This window comes from Methylobacterium sp. WL7 (assembly GCF_008040085.1).
Classification (GTDB): domain Bacteria; phylum Pseudomonadota; class Alphaproteobacteria; order Rhizobiales; family Beijerinckiaceae; genus Methylobacterium; species Methylobacterium mesophilicum.
On the sequence record NZ_VRVG01000026.1, the window covers coordinates 23,862 to 41,831 of the forward strand.

The window sequence follows — 17,970 nt, forward strand, 5'->3', positions numbered from 1 at the left end:
CGTGTCTCCAATGGCGGCTCGCGGCTTTCGCCGCCGCCGTGGTAAGTCCGACGCTTGGAATTCCCCTTACACGCGCGATGCTTTAGCGACCTCCCGATGCGCGCCCGCCTCGCCTTCCTCGCCGGACTTTGCCTCGCGGCTCCCCTTGTCCCGGGCCGTGCCGGCGCCGAACCGGAATCGTACCGGATCTCGGGGCTTTCCCCCGGCGAATCGCTCTCGATCCGCGCCGAGCCGGATGCCGCGGCCGAGCAGGTCGGCGAGATCCGCACCCGTGCCCTGGTCTTCGGCTGCACCGCCGATACGCCGAGCCGGGCCACGTGGTGCCGGGTCAAGGCCGGGCGAATCGTGGGCTGGGCACGGCGGCGTTATCTCGCGCCGGAACGATGAAAGACGATATGCGAGCCCTCCAGCTATTCGGCGACCGCGACCTACGCCTGACCGAGGTCGAGGCCCCCGCCGCGCCGGGGCCCGGCGACGTGCAGATCCGTATCCGCGCGGTGGGCCTCAACTTCATCGACGTCTGGGGCTTTCGCGGCATGGCGTTCGCCAAGCGCAAGATGCCGCTCATCGTCGGCGCCGAGGCGGCCGGCGTGGTGGAAGCGGTTGGCGCTGGCGTCACCTCTGTCGCGTCCGGTGATCGGGTCGTGCCCTACGGGGCGATGACCTGCGGGGACTGCCGGGCCTGCCGGGAGGGCCGCGATAACCTCTGCGAGGATGTCTCCGGCGTGATGGGCTTCCACGTCGACGGCTTCGCGCGCGAATTGGTGACTCTGCCGGCCCGCCTGGTCGTGAAGGTGCCGGATGGCGTCAGCGACACCGACGCAGCCTGTGCGGGCATCGCCTTCGGCACCGTCCAGCACATGCTGTTCGACAATGCCCGCCTGGAGCCGGGCGAGAGCGTACTGGTCCATGCCGGCGGCTCCGGCATCGGAACCGCGGCGATCCGCATGGCCAAGGCGATCGGCTGCACCGTCTACACCACGGTCGGCGACGACGAGAAGGGTCGGAAGGCGGCGGAGCTTGGGGCCGACCACGTCATCAACTATCGCACCGAGCGGTTCGAGGGCGAGGTCCGGCGGCTGACCAAGCGCAAGGGCGTCGATGTGGTGTTCGAGCATGTCGGCGCCGACACCTGGAACGGCTCGCTGCTCTGCCTGAAGCGCGGCGGCCGGCTGGTGACCTGCGGCTCGACCTCCGGCGTCTCGGCCACCATGAATCTGATGCAGCTGTTCCAGCAGCAATACCGCATCACCGGTTCGTTCGGCTGCTCGCTGGCGAATATCGCGCAGGCCCTCGACAAGATGGCGCAGGGTATCCGCCCGGTGGTCGATACGGTCTACCCGCTCGGCGACTTCGCCCAGGGGCTGGAGCGGCTCGAATCCCGCAAGGTGTTCGGAAAGATCCTCGTTAGCCTCTAAGGGTCGGCCCAGTCTCCCAGGATCTCATCTCGGACGCCTTGGCAAATCCAGGCCTGCCATCGTCTCGAGAGGCGGCGGCCATCTTGCGGGGCGATGCGCTATCGCACCCCGTCGGACATGGTTTAAGCGTCGCCTTACACGCGAACTGCCGGGCCTGCCCGCATCGTGCCCGGGAAACCAACGTGCTGCGCCTCGCCCTCATCCTCAGACGATCGTTCCCGCGGCTTGCCGGATTCGCCATGGTCCCGCTGATCCGCGCCCTGGTCTGGCTGGCCCGCGCCCTCGGCCCGGATCGCTCGACCGCGCTCGGCGCAGCGCTCCTGCGCACGGTCGGACCGTGGCTGCCGGCGCATCGCACCGCCCTGGCGAACCTACGTGCGGCGTTTCCCGACATGCCGGAGGCGGAGCGGAAGCGCATCGCGCTGGAAGCCTGGGACAATCTCGGGCGGACCGGCGCCGAATACGCCCACCTCGATTCACTGTTCGACTACGATCCCGACGCCGCCGGCACGATGCGCACGGAGGTCGCGGGGATCGAGCACTTCGCGGCCCTGCGCGACGATGGCCGGCCCGGGCTGATCTTTTCCGCCCACCTCGGAAACTGGGAACTCCCGGCGATCTGCGCGGCCCGGTTCGGCCTGGACGCGACCGCCGTCTTCCGGCCGCCCAACAACCCGGCCGCGGCGCGCCTCGTGCAAGAGGTCCGCCGGCGTTCGATGGGGGGCCTGGCGGCTTCGACCCCTGGCGCCGTCTTCGCCATGCGGGACGTCGTCGAGAACGGCGGCCATCTCGGACAGCTGATCGACCAGCACTTCACCCGCGGCGTCGTGGTCGACTTTCTCGGGCGGCCCTGTCTGGCCAACCCGCTGCTCGCCAAGCTCGTCCGGCACTACGACTGCCCGGTTCACGGCGTCCGGGTGATCCGCCTGCCGAAGGGCCGCTTCCGGCTCGAGCTGACGCCGCCGCTCGACCTGCCGCGCAACGCCGACGGGGTGATCGATGTGGCCGGCGCCATGCAGGCGATGACCGCGGTCGTGGATGGCTGGGTGCGCGAGCATCCCGGCCAGTGGCTCTGGATGCACCGTCGGTGGCGGCCGGACATGTTGCCTAAGGCGAGAAATCTCCCACATTCAGCTCAACCGATGGTAGAGGCCTCTCAAGCCAACGTGATTTCCCACACGGCGTCCCAACCGCTCTGATGGATCGATGACGCATCGGCACCGCGCCCGGACCAGGACCCGCGAAAGCCGCGCGCTGTGCGCTGCGGCGCTCCTGTGCGCGGTCTCGGCTTCGGCGCAGGCGCGGGCGGAGCCGGTCCGCGCCGTCGTAGAGCTGTTCACCAGCCAGGGCTGTGGCGCCTGCCGGAGCGCCGACCCCGTCATCCGTGACCTGGCGCGCCAGCCCGGCGTGGTCGCGCTCACCCTGCCGGTGACCTACTGGGATTATCTCGGCTGGAAAGACACCCTGGCGATGCGGCCTCTGACCGAACGTCAGCGCGCCTACGCCCGCGCCAGGGGCGCCCGTCAGGTATTCACGCCGCAGATCGTGGTCGACGGCAGCGGCTTCGCGGTCGGATCCGATCGAGTGGCCCTCGAACGCTTGATGCGCGAGGCGACGCAGCACGGCGGACTGCCGATACAGGTCCGCGGCGAGATGCACGGAGACCGGATCACCGTCGAGGTCGGCGCCGCGCCGGACACCAGGACCGACACCCGCGGCGACGTCTGGCTCGTGCCTGTGCTGCGCAGCCGGGCCATCGCGATCCAGGGCGGGGAGAACGGAGGCCGGACGGCCACCTATGTCAACGTCGTGCGCGGCATGCAGCGTCTCGGCACCTGGGCCGGCCAGCCGACCCGGTTCGACGTCCCCTGCACCATGGCGGAGATCGCCGAGGCCGACAGCTGGGTCGTTCTCGTCCAGAGCGCCGCCGAAGGTCGCCCGGGCCGTATCCTCGGCGCCGCCAAGGGCCCGGGCCTGTAGCGCGCCCGTTCTACTTCTGCAGAGTGATTGGATCGATCGGGCGGCGGCCCAGCTGGCGGCGGCGCTCTTCCGAGGCCTGCGCCAGGGCGCCGAGCTTCGCATCCAGGCGCTCGGAGGATCGGCCGACCAGCCCGATGGTCCCGTCGAGGAGCCGGCTGGTCAAAGCCACGGTGCCGGTTACGCCGCCGACCACGACGGTCTTCGCGACGCGGCCGATCCAATTGAAGATGCGCATTGTCGGTTTCGAGCTTTCCCGGATCTGGCGCCTGATGCACCTTTCCGGCTTGAGATAGAGCGGACAGTTCGGTGCCCGATGCGACCGAAGGCGGCGTCACCCGCGCCTGATCGAACGGAACCTTCCCGCCGTTCGGTCGCCGCCCGCATTGCCGACGATCCCACCGTTTCGATCACCGAACGGCGAGGCGCTCCCGTCGCTTGGAAGCCGGGCGCGATTGTCGCATACCCGGCGCTCGCGGTATCGAACCACCCCGGCGGCCGGCTCGTTGCATGGGCGAGGGCGTCTGCCGGATCGTGCGGACATCCGCCACCGAGTTTTCGGCCATGCGGCGACGCCATCTGCTCTCCGGGATGCTCGCCACCCTGTCCCTTGCGGGCCGGCGGGCCGCCGCCGCGGAGACCGGCGTCGATGTTCTCCTGGTGCTCGCGGTCGATGTCTCGCTCAGCATCAGCACGTCCCGCTTCGAGCTGGAGCGACGGGGCTACGCCGAAGCCTTCGGCGACCGGCGTGTCCTGCAGGCGATCGCCGAGGGAAAGCGCGGGCGCATCGCGGTAGCCCTGTTCGATTGGGCGGGCCCCGGTGAGCAGCAGATCGCGGTCGATTGGATGATCATCGCCTCGGCCGACGATGCCGCCACCTTCGCGACGCGGCTGGCCGGAGCATCGCGCCCGTTCTACGGCCGGACCGCCATCGGGTCGGCGATCGGCTTCGGGTCCATGCTGCTCGACCGCTCGCCCTACCGCGCCGAGCGGACGGTGATCGATATCTCCGGAGACGGCACGAGCAATTCCGGCCGCGCGATCGCCGAAGCCCGGGATGCCGCCGTGGCGCTGGGCACCACGGTCAACGGCATCGTCATCCTCACCGATCCCACCGGGATGCCGGGGTATTTGAGAGAGCACACCAATCCCCCCGACGGGCTGGCCGCCTACTACCGGGAGACCGTGATCGGCGGGGAAGGAGCGTTCGTCATGACGGCGCAGAGCTTCGAGGCATTCGGCCGGGCGCTCATCGCAAAGCTGGTGCGCGAGATCTCCTGACGCCACCCGACGACATCCGGGCTCCCGCGTCACCCGCGGTTCTCGCGCCCTGCGTGCAAGGGCGCTAGGTTTCCCGTGAACGCGCCCGGCGAGGCGCGACTCAGGGAGGAAGTCCGATGCTGGTCACGGCCGACAGGCTGTCCGCCTATCCCGTCATCACCCTGCGGCCGGACGACGGCGTCGCGGTCGCCAGGACTGCGATCGAGCCGGGCACGCCGGTCGCCCCGGGCGTCATGGCCGTCGAGCGGATCCTGCCCGGCCACAAGGTCGCGGTCCGTCCCCATCGCTCGGGCGAGGCTGTGACCAAGTACGGACAGATCATCGGCTTCGCCAAGGACGACATCGCGGCCGGCCGGCACGTCCACGTGCACAATCTCGGCATGGGCGAGTTCGCTCGCGACTACGCGTTCGGGGTCGATGCGCGCCCGACCCGGCTGGTCGCGCCGCCCGCGACCTTCCAGGGCATCCGCCGCCCGGACGGGCGGGTGGCGACGCGAAACTATGTCGGCATCCTGACCTCGGTGAATTGCAGCGCGCACGTCGCCGACCTGATCGCGGACGCGTTCCGGCGCCACCCGATCCTCGGCCTCGATCCGTTGTCCGCCTACCCGAATGTCGACGGCGTCGTCGCGCTGACCCACAAGACCGGTTGCGGCATGGCCATGGGCGAGCCGCTGCGGCTGCTGCGCCGGACGCTCGCGGGCTATGCCCGGCACGTCAACTTCTCGCACATCGTGATGATCGGGCTCGGCTGCGAGGTGAACCAGATCGGCGCCTTCCTGGAGGAGCAGGGCCTGGGCGACCGGATCCGCAGCATGAACATCCAGACGCTCGGCGGCACGCGTAAGACCGTCGAGGCCGGCATCGCCTTCGTCACGGGCATCCTGGCCGAGGCGAACGTGGTGCAGCGGGAAACAGTGCCGGCGAGCGAGCTGATCATCGCCCTGCAATGCGGCGGCTCGGACGGCTATTCCGGCGTCTCCGCGAACCCGGCGCTCGGGATCGCCAGCGACCGCGTGGTCGAGAACGGCGGCACCGTGATCCTGTCGGAGACCACCGAGACCTATGGAGCCGAGCATCTGTTCACCCGAAGGGCTGTGGCCCCCGAGGTTGGCCAGAAGCTCGTCGACCTGATGCGCTGGTGGGAAGACTACACCCGCCGGGAAGGCTCGGAGATCGACGCCAACCCGTCCCCGGGCAACAAGGCCGGCGGCCTCACGACGATCCTGGAGAAGTCACTGGGCGCCATGGCCAAGGCCGGCAGCACCAACCTGGTCGACGTCGTCCGCTACGCCGACCCGGTGACCGCCAAGGGTTTCGTGTTCATGGACACCCCCGGCTACGATCCGGTCTCCGCGACCGGGCAGGTAGCCGGCGGGGCGAACCTCGTCTGCTTCACCACCGGGCGCGGCAGCGTGTTCGGCTGCAAGCCATCCCCGTCGATCAAGATCGCCACGAACTCGGCCATGTACCGGCGCCTCGAGGAGGACATGGACGTCAATTGCGGTACGATCCTCGACGGCGAGGAAAGCGTCGAGCAGGCAGGCCGACGGATCTTCGAGCTGATCCTTCGGGTCGCCAGCGGCGAGCGGACGAAGAGCGAACAGTTCGACTTCGGATCGTCGGAATTCGCGCCCTGGCAACTCGGCGCAACCGTCTGATTTGACGGCGATCGCTCCCTCGATCGCCTTTGCGCGCGTAGCGAAGCAACCTCGGAGAAAGAGCCTTCGGGTGATCGCGCCGCGGCATCAGCGCGCTTGCGATGCCGGGGCGGCGTTGTCGGCGCGAACGACAGAACGCAGGATTCCGGATCAGAGATCCGTCCGTACGACGTTCGGAAAACCCAGGATGAAATCCGGCCCGAAGGCGGTGACCGGGGTATGGAACCCCGCCGGGACCGCGCCCGAAGCCACGCGCCGGGCGACGTCCAGCGCTGTCAGGACGGTCAGCGTATAACCCTCGGGGGTCACCATGCGGCTTGCCGCGCGCCTGCCGCTCTCATCCCAGGCCTCGGCCAGGAAGGTGCTGCGCGCCGTCGCCCGCGCGGCCGCCGAGGGGCCCTCCGGCAGGCGGTCGATGCCGCGATTGATCAGCCGCTGCATCGTGCTGCCGGCGATGATCCGCCGGAAGCCAGCAGGCAGGCCCGCTGCCGCAGCCATGGCGGGGAACGCCTCGAAATACACTTCGATGTTGGTGACTCGCGTCGAGTACCACGCGCTCGACACGTCGCCCCAGCCAATCCCCACGGTGCGACGGGGTCCGTGGCCGAAATCGGCGTTGCCGCGGGGCGGGCTCGGCAGCTCGACGATGCGGCCAGCGCGCCGCACCCGCGTTCCCCAGGCGATGCCCTCGACCATGGTGCGGGCCGTCCCCCGGCTGAAGCCACCGAAACCGCCGATGGAGATTCGCAGGTTCGTGGCGCCGGGCAGCCGGCCGGCCACGTGGGCGGCCAGGCAATCGCTCGGCACCACGTCGAAACCCGCGGCGGGCAACAGCACAATGCCGGCCGCCTTCGCGTCGGCATCCCGGGTGGCGAGTGCCTCCAGCACGTCGATCTCGCCGGTAATGTCGACGTAGTGCGTCCCCGCGGCCAGGCACGCCTCGGCCATGGGGCGGGCCGTCCTGGAGAAGGGTCCGGCGGCGTGGATCACCGCGGCGACGCCGGCGAGTGCCTCCCGCAGCCGTCCCGGGTCATCGAGTGGGGCCGCCCTCCAGTCGAGCCCGAGCCGGTCGGCCAGCGGACGCAGCTTGTCCGGGTCTCGGCCGGCCAGGATCGGGCGAAGGCCCTGCGTGCGGGCATGTTCGGCCAGGAGCGTCCCGGTATAGCCGGTGGCGCCGTAGATCAGGATCGCTGTCATAGCCGCCCCTCTATCATGGCCCGACCGGGAGGGGACTGCGCATGGCGGTCCGTCACATGGCGCTCCGTCCCATGGCCGTCGTGGCAGGTGCGCGAGACCCGTGCGCTGAGCGGCTCGCGATCGCCGTCGGCAGAGGCCTCGTTCTGGCGAACGTCGGCAGCCACCTTTCGGGACGATGCCCTGGCGACGTAGCTTGATGCCCGCACGTGTTGAGTCTTTGCGGCCCGAGGAAGCGACCATGCCAGGATCAGGCGCTCTGGACCGTCCCGCCGCCCCGGCGGACGACCCGTTCACGGCCTTCGCGGACGACGTGGTCGCCCTGTCGCCACTCCGGGCCGCGATGGCCGCGGCGTGTCGGCGCCCCGAGCCGGATTGCGTGGCGCCGCTTCTCGATCTCGCCCGCTTGCCGCCAGACGCGGCCGGGCGCGTCGCCGACACGGCCCGGCGGCTCGTAGAGGGCCTGCGCCGCAACACCCGCCACGGCGGCGTCGAGGGGCTGATCCACGAATACGCCCTCTCCAGTCAGGAGGGCGTGGCGCTGATGTGCCTCGCCGAAGCGCTGCTGCGCATTCCCGATGCCGGCACCCGCGACGCGCTGATCCGGGACAAGATCGCCGGCGGCGACTGGGCCGCGCATCTCGGCCACAGCCCGTCGCCTTTCGTGAACGCCGCGACCTGGGGCCTGCTGGTGACCGGCCGGCTCGCGGCGACACGCAGTGAATCCGGGCTTTCGGCGACGCTGACCCGCCTGATCGCGCGCGGTGGCGAACCGTTGATCCGCAAGGCGGTCGATCTCGCCATGCGGCTGATGGGCGAGCAGTTCGTCACCGGGCGCGACATCGCGGAGGCCCTGCGTAACGCCGCTCGTATGGAGGCGAAGGGGTTCACCTACTCCTACGATATGCTCGGCGAGGCTGCCGTCACCGCCGAGGACGCGGACCGTTATCTGCGTTCCTACCAGGAGGCGATCCGCGCGATCGGGGAAGCGTCTGCCGGGCGCGGCGTGCTCCTCGGGCCGGGCATCTCGATCAAGCTGTCGGCGCTTCATCCCCGATACACGAGATCCCAGCGCGGGCGCGTGATGGCGGAACTGGCGCCCCGCGTCCGGGACCTCGCCCGCCTCGCCAAGCGCTACGAGATCGGTCTCAACATCGACGCCGAGGAGGCCGACCGCCTCGACCTGTCCCTCGACATCCTTGAGACGCTGGCCTTCGACCCGGGTCTGGCCGGATGGGATGGGCTGGGCTTCGTCGTGCAGGCCTACGGCAAGCGCTGCCCGTTCGCGATCGATGTGCTGATCGACCTCGCCCGGCGCAGCCGGCGCCGGCTGATGGTCCGCCTGGTGAAGGGCGCGTACTGGGACAGTGAGATCAAGCGTGCGCAGGTGGACGGGCTCGCGGGCTTCCCGGTCTTCACCCGCAAGCTGCACACCGACGTGTCCTATCTCGCTTGCGCGCAGAAGCTCCTCGCCGCGCCCGACGCGATCTTTCCGCAATTCGCCACCCACAACGCACAGACTCTGGCCAGCATCGTCGAGATGGCGGGACCCGATTTCCGCCTCGGCCGGTACGAATTCCAGTGCCTGCACGGCATGGGTGAGCCGCTCTACGAAACGGTGGTCGGCGGGGTCGAACTCGACCGGCCTTGCCGCATCTACGCGCCGGTGGGCACCCACGAGACCCTGCTCGCCTATCTGGTGCGCCGGCTTCTCGAGAACGGCGCCAACAGCTCCTTCGTGAACCGGGTCGGCGACGCGTCCGTGCCGGTTGACGCGCTGATCGCCGATCCCGTCGCCATCGTCGAGGCGATGCCGGTCCCGGGTTCACCGCACGAGCGGATCGCGCTGCCACGCGAACTCTACGGACCCAGCCGTGCCAATGCCGTTGGCCTCGACCTGGCCGACGAGGCCGCCCTGGCCCAGCTCGCTGCGGCGCTGGCGGAGAGCGGGCGGACGCCCTGGTCCACCGTGCCGTCTGGGGCCGATCCGGACTCCGCCGATATGGCCGTGCACAACCCCGCCGATCATCGGGACGTGGTCGGGACAGTCCGGGCCGCGTCGTTCCCCGAGATCCAGGCGGCGCTCGCCCGGGCGGAGGCGGCAGCCGACACCTGGGCGGCGGTGGAGACCGAGGCCCGCGCCGCCCGTCTGCGCGCCGCCGCCGACGCCTTCGAGGCACGGATGCCGGCGCTGATCGGGCTGATCGTGCGCGAGGCCGGCAAGTCCTTCGCCAACGCCGTCGCCGAGATCCGCGAGGCCGTGGACTTCCTGCGCTACTACGCGGCCGAGGCCGAGCGGGCTCTGAACGGCCCGCACGCGCCGCTCGGGCCGGTCGTCTGCATCGCCCCCTGGAACTTCCCGCTGGCGATCTTCGTCGGGCAGGTCGCCGCCGCCCTGGCGGCCGGCAACCCGGTTCTGGCCAAGCCCGCCGCGGAGACGCCGCTCGCGGCCGGGGAGGCGATCCGTCTGCTGCACGCCGCCGACATCCCGGAGGATGTCCTACAGATCCTTCCGGGTCCCGGCGATGTCGGGGCGGCCTTGGTCGGGGACGCCCGGGTGCAGGGCGTGATGTTCACCGGCTCGACCGGGATCGCGAAGTCGATCCAGGGACGCCTGGCCGAACGCCTGAGCCGCGACGGCGAGCCGGTCCCGCTCGTCGCCGAGACCGGCGGCCAGAACGCCATGGTGGTCGATTCCTCTGCCTTGGCCGAGCAGGTGGTCGCCGACGTGATCGCTTCGGCGTTCGATTCCGCCGGCCAGCGCTGCTCGGCCCTGCGCATCCTGTGCCTTCAGGAGGAGATCGCGGATCGTACCCTGGAAATGCTCCGCAGCGCCATGCGCGAACTGGTCGTCGGCGATCCCCGCCGGCTTGCGGTCGATGTCGGTCCGGTCATCACCCGGGCTGCGGCCGAGCGCCTGAACCAGCATGTCGAGACGATGCGGGGACGCGGCTTCGCCATTCACCAGGTCCCGCTGCCGGCCGAGACGGCGAACGGCACCTTCGTCCCGCCGACGCTCATCGCGATCAATCGCGTCGCGGATGTCGAGCACGAGGTGTTCGGGCCGGTGTTGCATGTCCTGCGCTACGCGCGCCACGATCTCGACCGCCTGCTGGAAGAGATCGACGCCACCGGATACGGCCTGACCTTCGGCCTCCACACTCGCATCGACGAGACTGCCGACCGGATTCTCGGCCGCGCCGGCGCCGGCAACCGCTACGTCAACCGCAACGTCATCGGCGCCGTGGTCGGCGTCCAGCCCTTCGGCGGGTCCGGCTTGTCCGGTACCGGGCCGAAGGCCGGCGGTCCGCTCTACCTCGGCCGTTTGCTGAAGAGGCCGCCGCAGGCCGCGCTCGCCGGCCTTGAAGGCCCAAGCGATCTCGGCCGACGCTACGCGGAGTGGCTTCGATCCCGCGGGCACGACCCGCTCGCCGACATCGTCGCCGCGTTGCCGTCGATCCAGGGCGCGGAGATCGCTCTGGCCGGGCCGGTCGGGGAGCGTAATCTCTACGCCCTGCGCCCGCGCGGCCGCGTGTTAGCGATCGCCGAGACCAAACGCGGCCTGATCCTTCAACTCGGTGCGATCATCGCCACCGGCAACCGCGCCGTGGTGCTGAGCCCGGACCGGATCTTCGCGGCCCTGGCCGAGCTGCCGGCCGAACTCGCGGCCCGGGTCGAGCGCACGGCGGATCTCGCGCAGGCCGGCGAGGTCCGGGCGGTGCTGTACGAGGGCGATCCCGTCGGCCTGCGGACGCTGAACCGCGCCCTGGCCGAGCGACTTGGTCCGATCCTTCAGAGTCAGGCCCGCACGGTCGACGCGCTTGCGGCGGGCGACCTCTACACGCTCACCGGCCTGGTCGAGGAGCGCTCGACCGCGATCAACACCGCGGCCGCCGGGGGCAATGCCAGCCTGATGGCGATCGGCTGATCAATCACGCCGACCGGCGCAGATTCCAGAACAGCGGCAAGCCGGTGAGCATGCCGTCCAGGTCGCGCCGGTAGGCGGTGGGCTGGAAATACTGGCCGCACGGAATGTAGGCGCCGACCTCCAGGGCCCGGGACTGGATGTTCGCCGCCAACGCCTTCTGCGCGCCGACATCCGGGGCCGCGAACCACGCGGCGCGCATCTCCTCCAGAGGCGCATCCGTCAGCCAGCTCGGGACGCCGGCCCGGCCGTTGCCGCGGGCCGCCAGATGGTAGGCCGGCGAGATCATGTCGAGCCCGCCGGAGAAGATGCCGAACATCGACCAACCGCCCTGATCGAGCGGCTTCGCATTGAGGATCCGCTGGTTCACCGTGCCCCAATCGGTGGAGACGAGGTCGAGGTTCATCCCGAGCTTGCGGCAAAGGTCGGCCATGACCTCACAGACCGCGTTGATCCGCGGCACGTCGGTGCCCGCCAGCAGCACGACCCGCTCGCCGTTGTAGCCGGCCGCCGCCAGCGCCCGCTTGGCGGCTGCGATGTCGCGCGGACCGGTGAACACCGACATCCCGGCCTCCGAAGCCATCGGGCCGCCGGGGGTGAAGATGCCGGCCGGACCGCGACGGATCGACGGATCGCTGCCTGCGACCGCGTCCATCATCTCGTTCTGATCGACCGCCGCCAGGAGCGCCCGGCTGATCGCGGGATTGTCGAAGGGCGGCAGGGTATGGTTGAGGCGGATCTGCCCGATCAGGCCGGTCGTCTCCACCAGCTCGACGCGTACGTCGCGCTGGCGCAGCAGATCGGGCACGAGATCGACCAGCGGCTGCTCCCACCAATCGATCTCGCCCGAACGCAGGGCGCCGGCCGCGGTGGCGCCATCGGGGATCGTGCGCCACTCGATCCGGTCGAAATGTGCGATCCGGGGTCCGGCGGTGAAGCTCGGCGTGCCATCCTGACGGGGGCGGTAATCCTCGAACTTTCGGTAGACGTTGAGCGATCCTGGCACGCGCTCGGTCGCGACGTAGCGATAGGGCCCGCTGCCGACGATCTCCGCCACGGCTTGCGTGGCCGGCATCGCGCTCAGCCGTTCCGGCATGATTACCGGCAGGTAGGAGGTCGGCTTTGCCAGGGCGTCCGGGAGAAGCGGGAACGGCCGCTTGAGCCGGAACTGCACCACGGTGTCGGACGGGGCGGAGAGTTCGTCGACGGTTGCGAACAGCGCTCCCCCGAAGGCATCGCGCCCGGACCAGCGCTTGAGGCTCGCGACCACGTCGCGGGCGAGGACCGGGGTGCCGTCGTGGAAGCGCAGGCCGTCGCGCAGGGTCAGTCGCCAGGTCAGCCCGTCCGGCAATACGTCCTGGCTACCAACCATTTGCGGCTGCGCGCGGTAGGACGCATCGAGGCTGTAGAGCGTGTCGAACACCATCAGCGCATGCGTGCGCGTGACGTAATTCGTGGTGATGATCGGATCGAGTAGAGCGAGGTCGGCGTAGGGCACGAAGCGGAGTGTCGTGGCCGAGGCCGCCCGGACGAGGGCGGGCCGCGCCATGGCTCCGGCCATCAGGGCGCCGGCGCCTCGCAGCAGGGTGCGTCGCTTCATACTGTCGTCCCGCTCCGATCCACGGTTGCCGACGCGGTTTCGCGCAGCGCTTATCGGTTGCAAAGCCTACGCCAGCAGCCGGATCCGGGATGGTCAGGATTGAGACAGCCGTCCCGGTCTGAAGCCGGGCGGCCCATAGCGGAACGCCACCGCTCGCGCGTCCTAGGGATCCGCGCTCCGGCAACCCCGGCGATCGATCAGGCGGCGCGAGACCAGCGGATATCGCCCAGGCTCTCGCGGAATGCGAAGCGGGCCAGGTGGTCGGCGACCACGTTCTCGAGTCGAGTGAGGTTGACCGGGTCGGCGCTGTCGATGCGCATCACCAGGGCGTCCGGCTCGGCGTCGAAGGTGCAGATGCGGTCTTCGCCGAACGGCACGGTGCCGTGCTCGGGGGTCGCCTCGACCTTGAACTTGTGGCTCCAGTGCCGGCACAGCTGCTGCAGGTAGCGGCTTGCCTCGGCGGTCTGCACGCGGGCCTGAGAGGTCGGCATTCCGTGGGTCTCCAGAAAGATGAACGCTGTCTTCGGTGGACGGCGTGTCGCGATATCTCGCACGTGCGAGATGAACGCATCCTGAGCAAGGACTATGCCCGGGCTCACGAGGCTGTCCCCGATCGCTGCATAAAGGGTCTGCTCGAAGCGTTAGCAAGCGTTTAACGACCAACACGACGGCCGCCGAACGCGGCGCCGCGCGACTGTCCTGCACCCCTCGACGTGCCGAATTATGGCGCGCCGCACAAATTCCATCGCCCTGATGGGACGGGTGAGGCGAAGTCCACCGGCGAGCGATAGCGCCATGGGGACGGCCTGCGTGACTATGGCCGAACGCGGACGGTATCACAGCGTCGGGCGAGGTCGGGCCCACGATCGAGGCTCGCAACGACGGTGTGGCAGAGGATGTCCTATGCCAGCCCTGCGGTATCTGCCCCCCACAAACTCCTCATGGCGGTGTCCTGAGGCGCCGGTTACCCAGGCCGGGCGACTGCCTCACGTCCGGATCAAACTCTGCAGGACACGCCCCGGCTTAAGCTGCACCCGGCAGCCGCCGCCTTCTTCCGATTACGGAGACACAGATCATCGCAATCCAAATTTCCTACGGAACAGCACCAGGCACGTGAGGCTGATTCCGGCTGCGAACATCAGGAAGAAACTGGGCGCGAGCGGCGTGTGCGTGATTGCGATCAGGCTCTCGATCCAGAACGGTGCGAAGCCGCCGAAGAGCGTCACGCCGACGTTGTAGCTGATGTTCATGCCCGTGCTTCGGGTGCGGGTCGGGAAGATCTCGGCCATGAGCGCCGGCAGGGCCGCGCTGTAGCTCGCCTTCAGGCCGCCGATCAGGGCGAGCACCGGCACGATGACGAGCAGGACCGGGTAGCTGATCAGAAGCGCGAAGGCCGGAATCATCAGCACGAACACCGCGATCACCACGATCCGCATGATCGGCGTCCGGCCGACCCGATCGGACCAGTGCCCCACCAGCGGTGCGACCGTCATCAGCATGACGGCGCCGACGAACGATGCCAGGAAACCGATCCAGGACGGCAGACCGAGTTGCTTGGCGGCGTAGGTCGGCGTGTAGTTGATCATGTAGTTCAGCGCCGTGGAGGTCGCCACGAGCCCCGTCGCCAGCAGCATGTTGAGCCATTGTTGCCCGAACAGATCGCGTACGGGTGAGCGCGCCTCACCCGTCTCGGCCGAGGCCTCGAATTCGGGCGTCTCCGTGATGTTGCGACGGATGTAGAGGCCCACGGGACCGATCAACAGCCCGAACGCGAACGGCAAGCGCCAGCCCCACGCGGCGATCTGGTCAGCGCTCAGCGTGGCGCTCAGGATGACCCCGGACAAGGCCGCCAGGACGCTCGCCAGGCCCTGGCTGGCGAACTGGAAGCTCGCGAAGAAGCCTTTGCGCGTCGGCCCGTGCTCGACCATGAAGGCGGTCGATGCGCCGAACTCGCCGCCGACCGAGAAACCCTGGATCAGCCGTGCCACCAGCACGCCGACCGAGGCCAGGATGCCGATCGACTCGTAGGACGGCATCACGACCATCATGAGGGTCCCGACCATCATCAGCATGATCGACAGCATCAGTGCGGGCTTGCGGCCGGCCCTGTCCGCATAGAGGCCGAGCACGATCGCCCCGAGCGGGCGCATTAAGTACGAGATGCCGAAGCTGCCGAGGGCGATCAGTAGCGACGTGGTCGGATTGTCGGTCGGGAAGAACAGCTTCGAGATCGTGACGGCGAAGTAGAGGTACAGCGTGAGATCGTAGAATTCGAGGGCGTTCCCGATCGAGGACGCGATCACCGCCTTATACATTTGCGACGCTTCGCGGACGGGTGTCGCGCTCACGGCCGCGTCCGGTGACGACATATGCTGCTCGATCTCGGTTGGATGAGGCGCGCGTCGCGACGGGGTTTTCAGACGTCGTCGGGCGAGGATCTAAAATCCGCCGGCATGGCCGTCCTTGCGGGGATCGGAGCCGCCGACGTAGCCACCCTCAATTCTGCGCACGAGCTGCGCCCCCCCGAACCCGAAGGCAGAATCCGGCGGCTCGCGGACGAGTTCGTGGCCGCGCGCCTCCAGGTCGCCCAGCGTCGAGGCCGGGAACGCGGTCTCGACCGCCACCTGCAGGCCGGCGACGTGGCGCCAGCGGGGCGCGTCCACCGCCGTCTGCGGATCCTGCCCCCACACCTGGGTTCGGACCACCACCTGCACGTGGCCCTGCGCCTGGATCGGCCCGCCCATGAAGCCGAACGCCATCAGCGGTGCGCCGTTCTGCATCACGAAGCCCGGAATGATCGTGTTGAACGGGCGCTTGCTCGGCCCGACCTGGTTGGGATGGCCCTCGGCCAGGGTGAAGCCGTACCCGCGGTTCTGCAGGCTGATGCCCGTCTCCGGGACCACCACGCCGGACCCGAAGCCCGAATAGTTCGACTGAATGTAGGAGACCATCATGCCGTCGGCGTCGCCGGTGGCGAGGCACACGGTCCCGCCCTCGTTCGGCGCTCCATGCCCGAACACCTGCGCGCGCCGATGGTCTATCAGGGCCGCTCGCGACGCCAGGTAACCCGGGTCCAGCAGATGGTCGTGGGTAACCTTGGTCATGTGGCGAAGGTCCGCCGCGTAGGCGTAGACATCCGCGAAAGCGAGCTTCATGACCTCAATCTGGAGATGGAGCGCGTCCGCGCCGTCGACCGGGAGATCCTCGAGGCCGGTCGCCCGGAGAATACCGAGCGCCATCAGCGCCGCGATGCCCTGACCGTTCGGGGGGATCTCGTGCAGGCTCACGCCGCCGAAATCCTGCTGGATCGTGCCGCACCAATCCGCGCTGTGGTCGGCCAGGTCGCCCTCGTCGAGCGCCGCCCCGTGCGCGCGGGCGAAATCCGCGATCCGGTGAGCCAACGCCCCCCGGTAGAAGCTGTCGCCACGCGTCTCGGCGATCGACCGGAGCGTGCGCGCATGGCCGGGCGACCGGAACAGCTCGCCGGCGGCCGGCGTGCGCCCGTCCGGCATGAAGGTGGCCGCAAAGCCGGGCTGGTTCTTCAGTTCCGCCGCGCCGCGCCGCCAGAGCTCGGCGATGACCGGCGAGACGAGGAAGCCCGCCTCGGCGTAATCGATGGCCGGCTCGAACAGGCGCTCGAACGGCAGCTGGCCGAAGCGCCGCGATAGCTCGACCCAAGCCGAGACTGCGCCCGGGACCGTGACGGTGTCCCAGCCGCGATGCGGAAACGCCGTGTGCCCGGCGTAGCGTTCAGGCGTCCAACCAGCCGGCGAGCGGCCGGACGCGTTGAGCCCGTGGAGCTTGCCGTCGTGCCAGAGGATGCAGAAGGCGTCCGACCCGATGCCGTTGCCGGTGGGCTCGACCACCGTGAGCGCAATGGCCGCCGCCAGCGCCGCGTCGAGGGCGTTGCCGCCCTGTTGCAGCATCCGCAACGCGGCCTGCGTGGCGAGCGGCTGCGACGTGGCGACGAGATTGCGCGCGAAGACGGGCGAGCGCCGGGAGGCGTAGAGCGCATCGTGTCGGTACTGCATATCGGCCTCGTGGACGTCCCCGGCTGGCAGAACCAGTCTCAGCAAGCCTCATGCCCTCAAAGAGGGCCACATCGAGCCGCGGATCCCGATAAACCGATGATCGGGGGCGATCTTTCCCGCTCAGAGCTTGATCCCTTCGAGGTAGCCGCGATTCCACGTCGGGCTGATCAGGATCTCGTTGACGCAGACGGTCGCCGGGAGGCGCGCCACGAACAGGATCGTCTCGGCGAGATCGTCCGATTGCAGCATGCGCGCCTTGTCGTCCGCCGTGACCGGAACGGGACGCTTGTCCAGGATGGGTGTCGCGACCTCACCGGGGCAGATGCAGCAGGAGCGGATGCCGTGTCCGCATTCCTCCTGGTTCAGGCTCTCGGAGAGCGCGACCAGCCCGTGCTTGGCCGCCGAGTAGGCCGGCCCCGTCAGCTTGGACACGTACCGGCCGGCCCACGACGAGACCTGAATGATCAGGCCGCCCCGCTGGGCGCGCATCGTCGGAAGCACGGCCCGGGATGCGTAGAAGGGGCCGTTGAGGTCTACGCCGATCACCGCGTCGATGTCGGCATTCGAGATCTCGCTCCAGGACCGGTTCGGCACGTTGAGCCCGGCGGAGTTCACCAGGATGTCGCAGCCTTGGTAGGCCGCGTGGACCGCCGCCCAGGCACGCTCGACGTCGGCGGCGCGGCCCATGTCGGCGGGCGCCACCAGGGCCTCGCCGCCCGCGGCGCGGACTAGGTCCGCGGTTTGCTCCAGGGCGTCCGCCCGCCGCCCGGTGAGGGCCAGCCGCATCCCGGCCTTGGCGAGCGAAATCGCGGCGGCCTGTCCGATGCCGGACCCGGCTCCCGTCACCCAGGCGACCTGTCCTCTGATATCACGCAGCATGGCG

General features: G+C 69.5%; 14 protein-coding genes. 7 read left to right on the top strand and 7 right to left on the bottom strand.

Annotated elements, in window-relative coordinates:
* Positions 1-96 precede the first annotated feature (96 nt).
* The 4 genes from FV233_RS09650 to FV233_RS09665 all read left to right on the top strand — a co-directional run bounded on the left by FV233_RS09650 (position 97) and on the right by FV233_RS09665 (position 3,398).
* Entirely contained in the window at positions 97-387 is a 291-nt protein-coding gene (locus tag FV233_RS09650) for an SH3 domain-containing protein (protein WP_147853733.1), read from the top strand.
* 8 nt (positions 388-395) lie between these two features.
* Positions 396-1,418 carry a zinc-binding dehydrogenase gene (locus FV233_RS09655; protein WP_147897341.1) on the top strand — a complete coding sequence of 341 codons (1,023 nt, stop codon included), beginning with the start codon at positions 396-398 and terminating at the stop codon, positions 1,416-1,418.
* A 182-nt stretch (positions 1,419-1,600) separates the two neighbouring features.
* Entirely contained in the window at positions 1,601-2,617 is a 1,017-nt protein-coding gene (locus FV233_RS09660) for a lipid A biosynthesis lauroyl acyltransferase (protein WP_147853731.1), read from the top strand.
* A gap of 7 nt (positions 2,618-2,624) precedes the next feature.
* Positions 2,625-3,398, top strand: a complete 774-nt coding sequence (locus FV233_RS09665; RefSeq protein WP_147897342.1) for a DUF1223 domain-containing protein — start codon at positions 2,625-2,627, stop codon at positions 3,396-3,398.
* A gap of 10 nt (positions 3,399-3,408) precedes the next feature.
* Here FV233_RS09665 and FV233_RS09670 read toward each other — a convergent pair whose 3' ends face one another.
* The gene (locus tag FV233_RS09670) at positions 3,409-3,633 is read right to left on the bottom strand and encodes a hypothetical protein (RefSeq protein WP_147897343.1); all 225 of its coding nucleotides are present in this window, start codon (positions 3,631-3,633) and stop codon (positions 3,409-3,411) included.
* 326 nt (positions 3,634-3,959) lie between these two features.
* On the opposite strand from FV233_RS09670, the gene FV233_RS09675 reads away from it, so the two are divergent.
* On the top strand, positions 3,960-4,676 hold the full coding sequence (locus tag FV233_RS09675; RefSeq protein WP_147897344.1) for a DUF1194 domain-containing protein: 717 nt from the start codon (positions 3,960-3,962) through the stop codon (positions 4,674-4,676).
* Between the two features lie 137 nt (positions 4,677-4,813).
* Positions 4,814-6,337, top strand: coding sequence for an altronate dehydratase family protein (locus tag FV233_RS09680; protein ID WP_147897358.1), 1,524 nt, complete (start codon positions 4,814-4,816; stop codon positions 6,335-6,337).
* A gap of 150 nt (positions 6,338-6,487) precedes the next feature.
* Here FV233_RS09680 and FV233_RS09685 read toward each other — a convergent pair whose 3' ends face one another.
* Positions 6,488-7,534 (bottom strand): saccharopine dehydrogenase NADP-binding domain-containing protein, encoded by a 1,047-nt coding sequence (locus FV233_RS09685; RefSeq protein ID WP_147897345.1) that lies wholly within the window; start codon positions 7,532-7,534, stop codon positions 6,488-6,490.
* A 238-nt stretch (positions 7,535-7,772) separates the two neighbouring features.
* Here FV233_RS09685 and putA point away from each other — a divergent pair, with 238 nt between their 5' ends.
* Entirely contained in the window at positions 7,773-11,459 is a 3,687-nt protein-coding gene (putA, locus tag FV233_RS09690; RefSeq protein WP_147897346.1) for a trifunctional transcriptional regulator/proline dehydrogenase/L-glutamate gamma-semialdehyde dehydrogenase, read from the top strand.
* Between the two features lie 4 nt (positions 11,460-11,463).
* Here putA and FV233_RS09695 read toward each other — a convergent pair whose 3' ends face one another.
* The 5 genes from FV233_RS09695 to FV233_RS09715 form a co-directional block, all read right to left on the bottom strand.
* Entirely contained in the window at positions 11,464-13,056 is a 1,593-nt protein-coding gene (locus FV233_RS09695; protein ID WP_147855310.1) for an ABC transporter substrate-binding protein, read from the bottom strand.
* Between the two features lie 197 nt (positions 13,057-13,253).
* Entirely contained in the window at positions 13,254-13,547 is a 294-nt protein-coding gene (locus FV233_RS09700) for a DUF2218 domain-containing protein (protein WP_147855309.1), read from the bottom strand.
* 582 nt (positions 13,548-14,129) lie between these two features.
* On the bottom strand, positions 14,130-15,404 hold the full coding sequence (locus FV233_RS09705) for an MFS transporter (RefSeq protein WP_246689945.1): 1,275 nt from the start codon (positions 15,402-15,404) through the stop codon (positions 14,130-14,132).
* 90 nt (positions 15,405-15,494) lie between these two features.
* Positions 15,495-17,087, bottom strand: a complete 1,593-nt coding sequence (locus FV233_RS09710; protein WP_147897348.1) for a gamma-glutamyltransferase family protein — start codon at positions 17,085-17,087, stop codon at positions 15,495-15,497.
* A gap of 120 nt (positions 17,088-17,207) precedes the next feature.
* On the bottom strand, positions 17,208-17,966 hold the full coding sequence (locus FV233_RS09715; protein ID WP_147897349.1) for an SDR family oxidoreductase: 759 nt from the start codon (positions 17,964-17,966) through the stop codon (positions 17,208-17,210).
* Between the last annotated feature and the right edge of the window lie 4 nt (positions 17,967-17,970).

Bases quoted from the DNA above. Each gene is read 5' to 3' on its own strand.
- FV233_RS09665 (WP_147897342.1), top strand. From the start codon at position 2,625: ATGACGCATCGGCACCGCGCCCGGACCAGGACCCGCGAAAGCCGCGCG.
- FV233_RS09650 (WP_147853733.1), top strand. From the start codon at position 97: ATGCGCGCCCGCCTCGCCTTCCTCGCCGGACTTTGCCTCGCGGCTCCC.
- FV233_RS09670 (WP_147897343.1), bottom strand. From the start codon at position 3,633: ATGCGCATCTTCAATTGGATCGGCCGCGTCGCGAAGACCGTCGTGGTC.
- putA (WP_147897346.1), top strand. From the start codon at position 7,773: ATGCCAGGATCAGGCGCTCTGGACCGTCCCGCCGCCCCGGCGGACGAC.
- FV233_RS09700 (WP_147855309.1), bottom strand. From the start codon at position 13,547: ATGCCGACCTCTCAGGCCCGCGTGCAGACCGCCGAGGCAAGCCGCTAC.
- FV233_RS09710 (WP_147897348.1), bottom strand. From the start codon at position 17,087: ATGCAGTACCGACACGATGCGCTCTACGCCTCCCGGCGCTCGCCCGTC.
- FV233_RS09675 (WP_147897344.1), top strand. From the start codon at position 3,960: ATGCGGCGACGCCATCTGCTCTCCGGGATGCTCGCCACCCTGTCCCTT.
- FV233_RS09685 (WP_147897345.1), bottom strand. From the start codon at position 7,534: ATGACAGCGATCCTGATCTACGGCGCCACCGGCTATACCGGGACGCTC.
- FV233_RS09715 (WP_147897349.1), bottom strand. From the start codon at position 17,966: ATGCTGCGTGATATCAGAGGACAGGTCGCCTGGGTGACGGGAGCCGGG.
- FV233_RS09695 (WP_147855310.1), bottom strand. From the start codon at position 13,056: ATGAAGCGACGCACCCTGCTGCGAGGCGCCGGCGCCCTGATGGCCGGA.
- FV233_RS09655 (WP_147897341.1), top strand. From the start codon at position 396: ATGCGAGCCCTCCAGCTATTCGGCGACCGCGACCTACGCCTGACCGAG.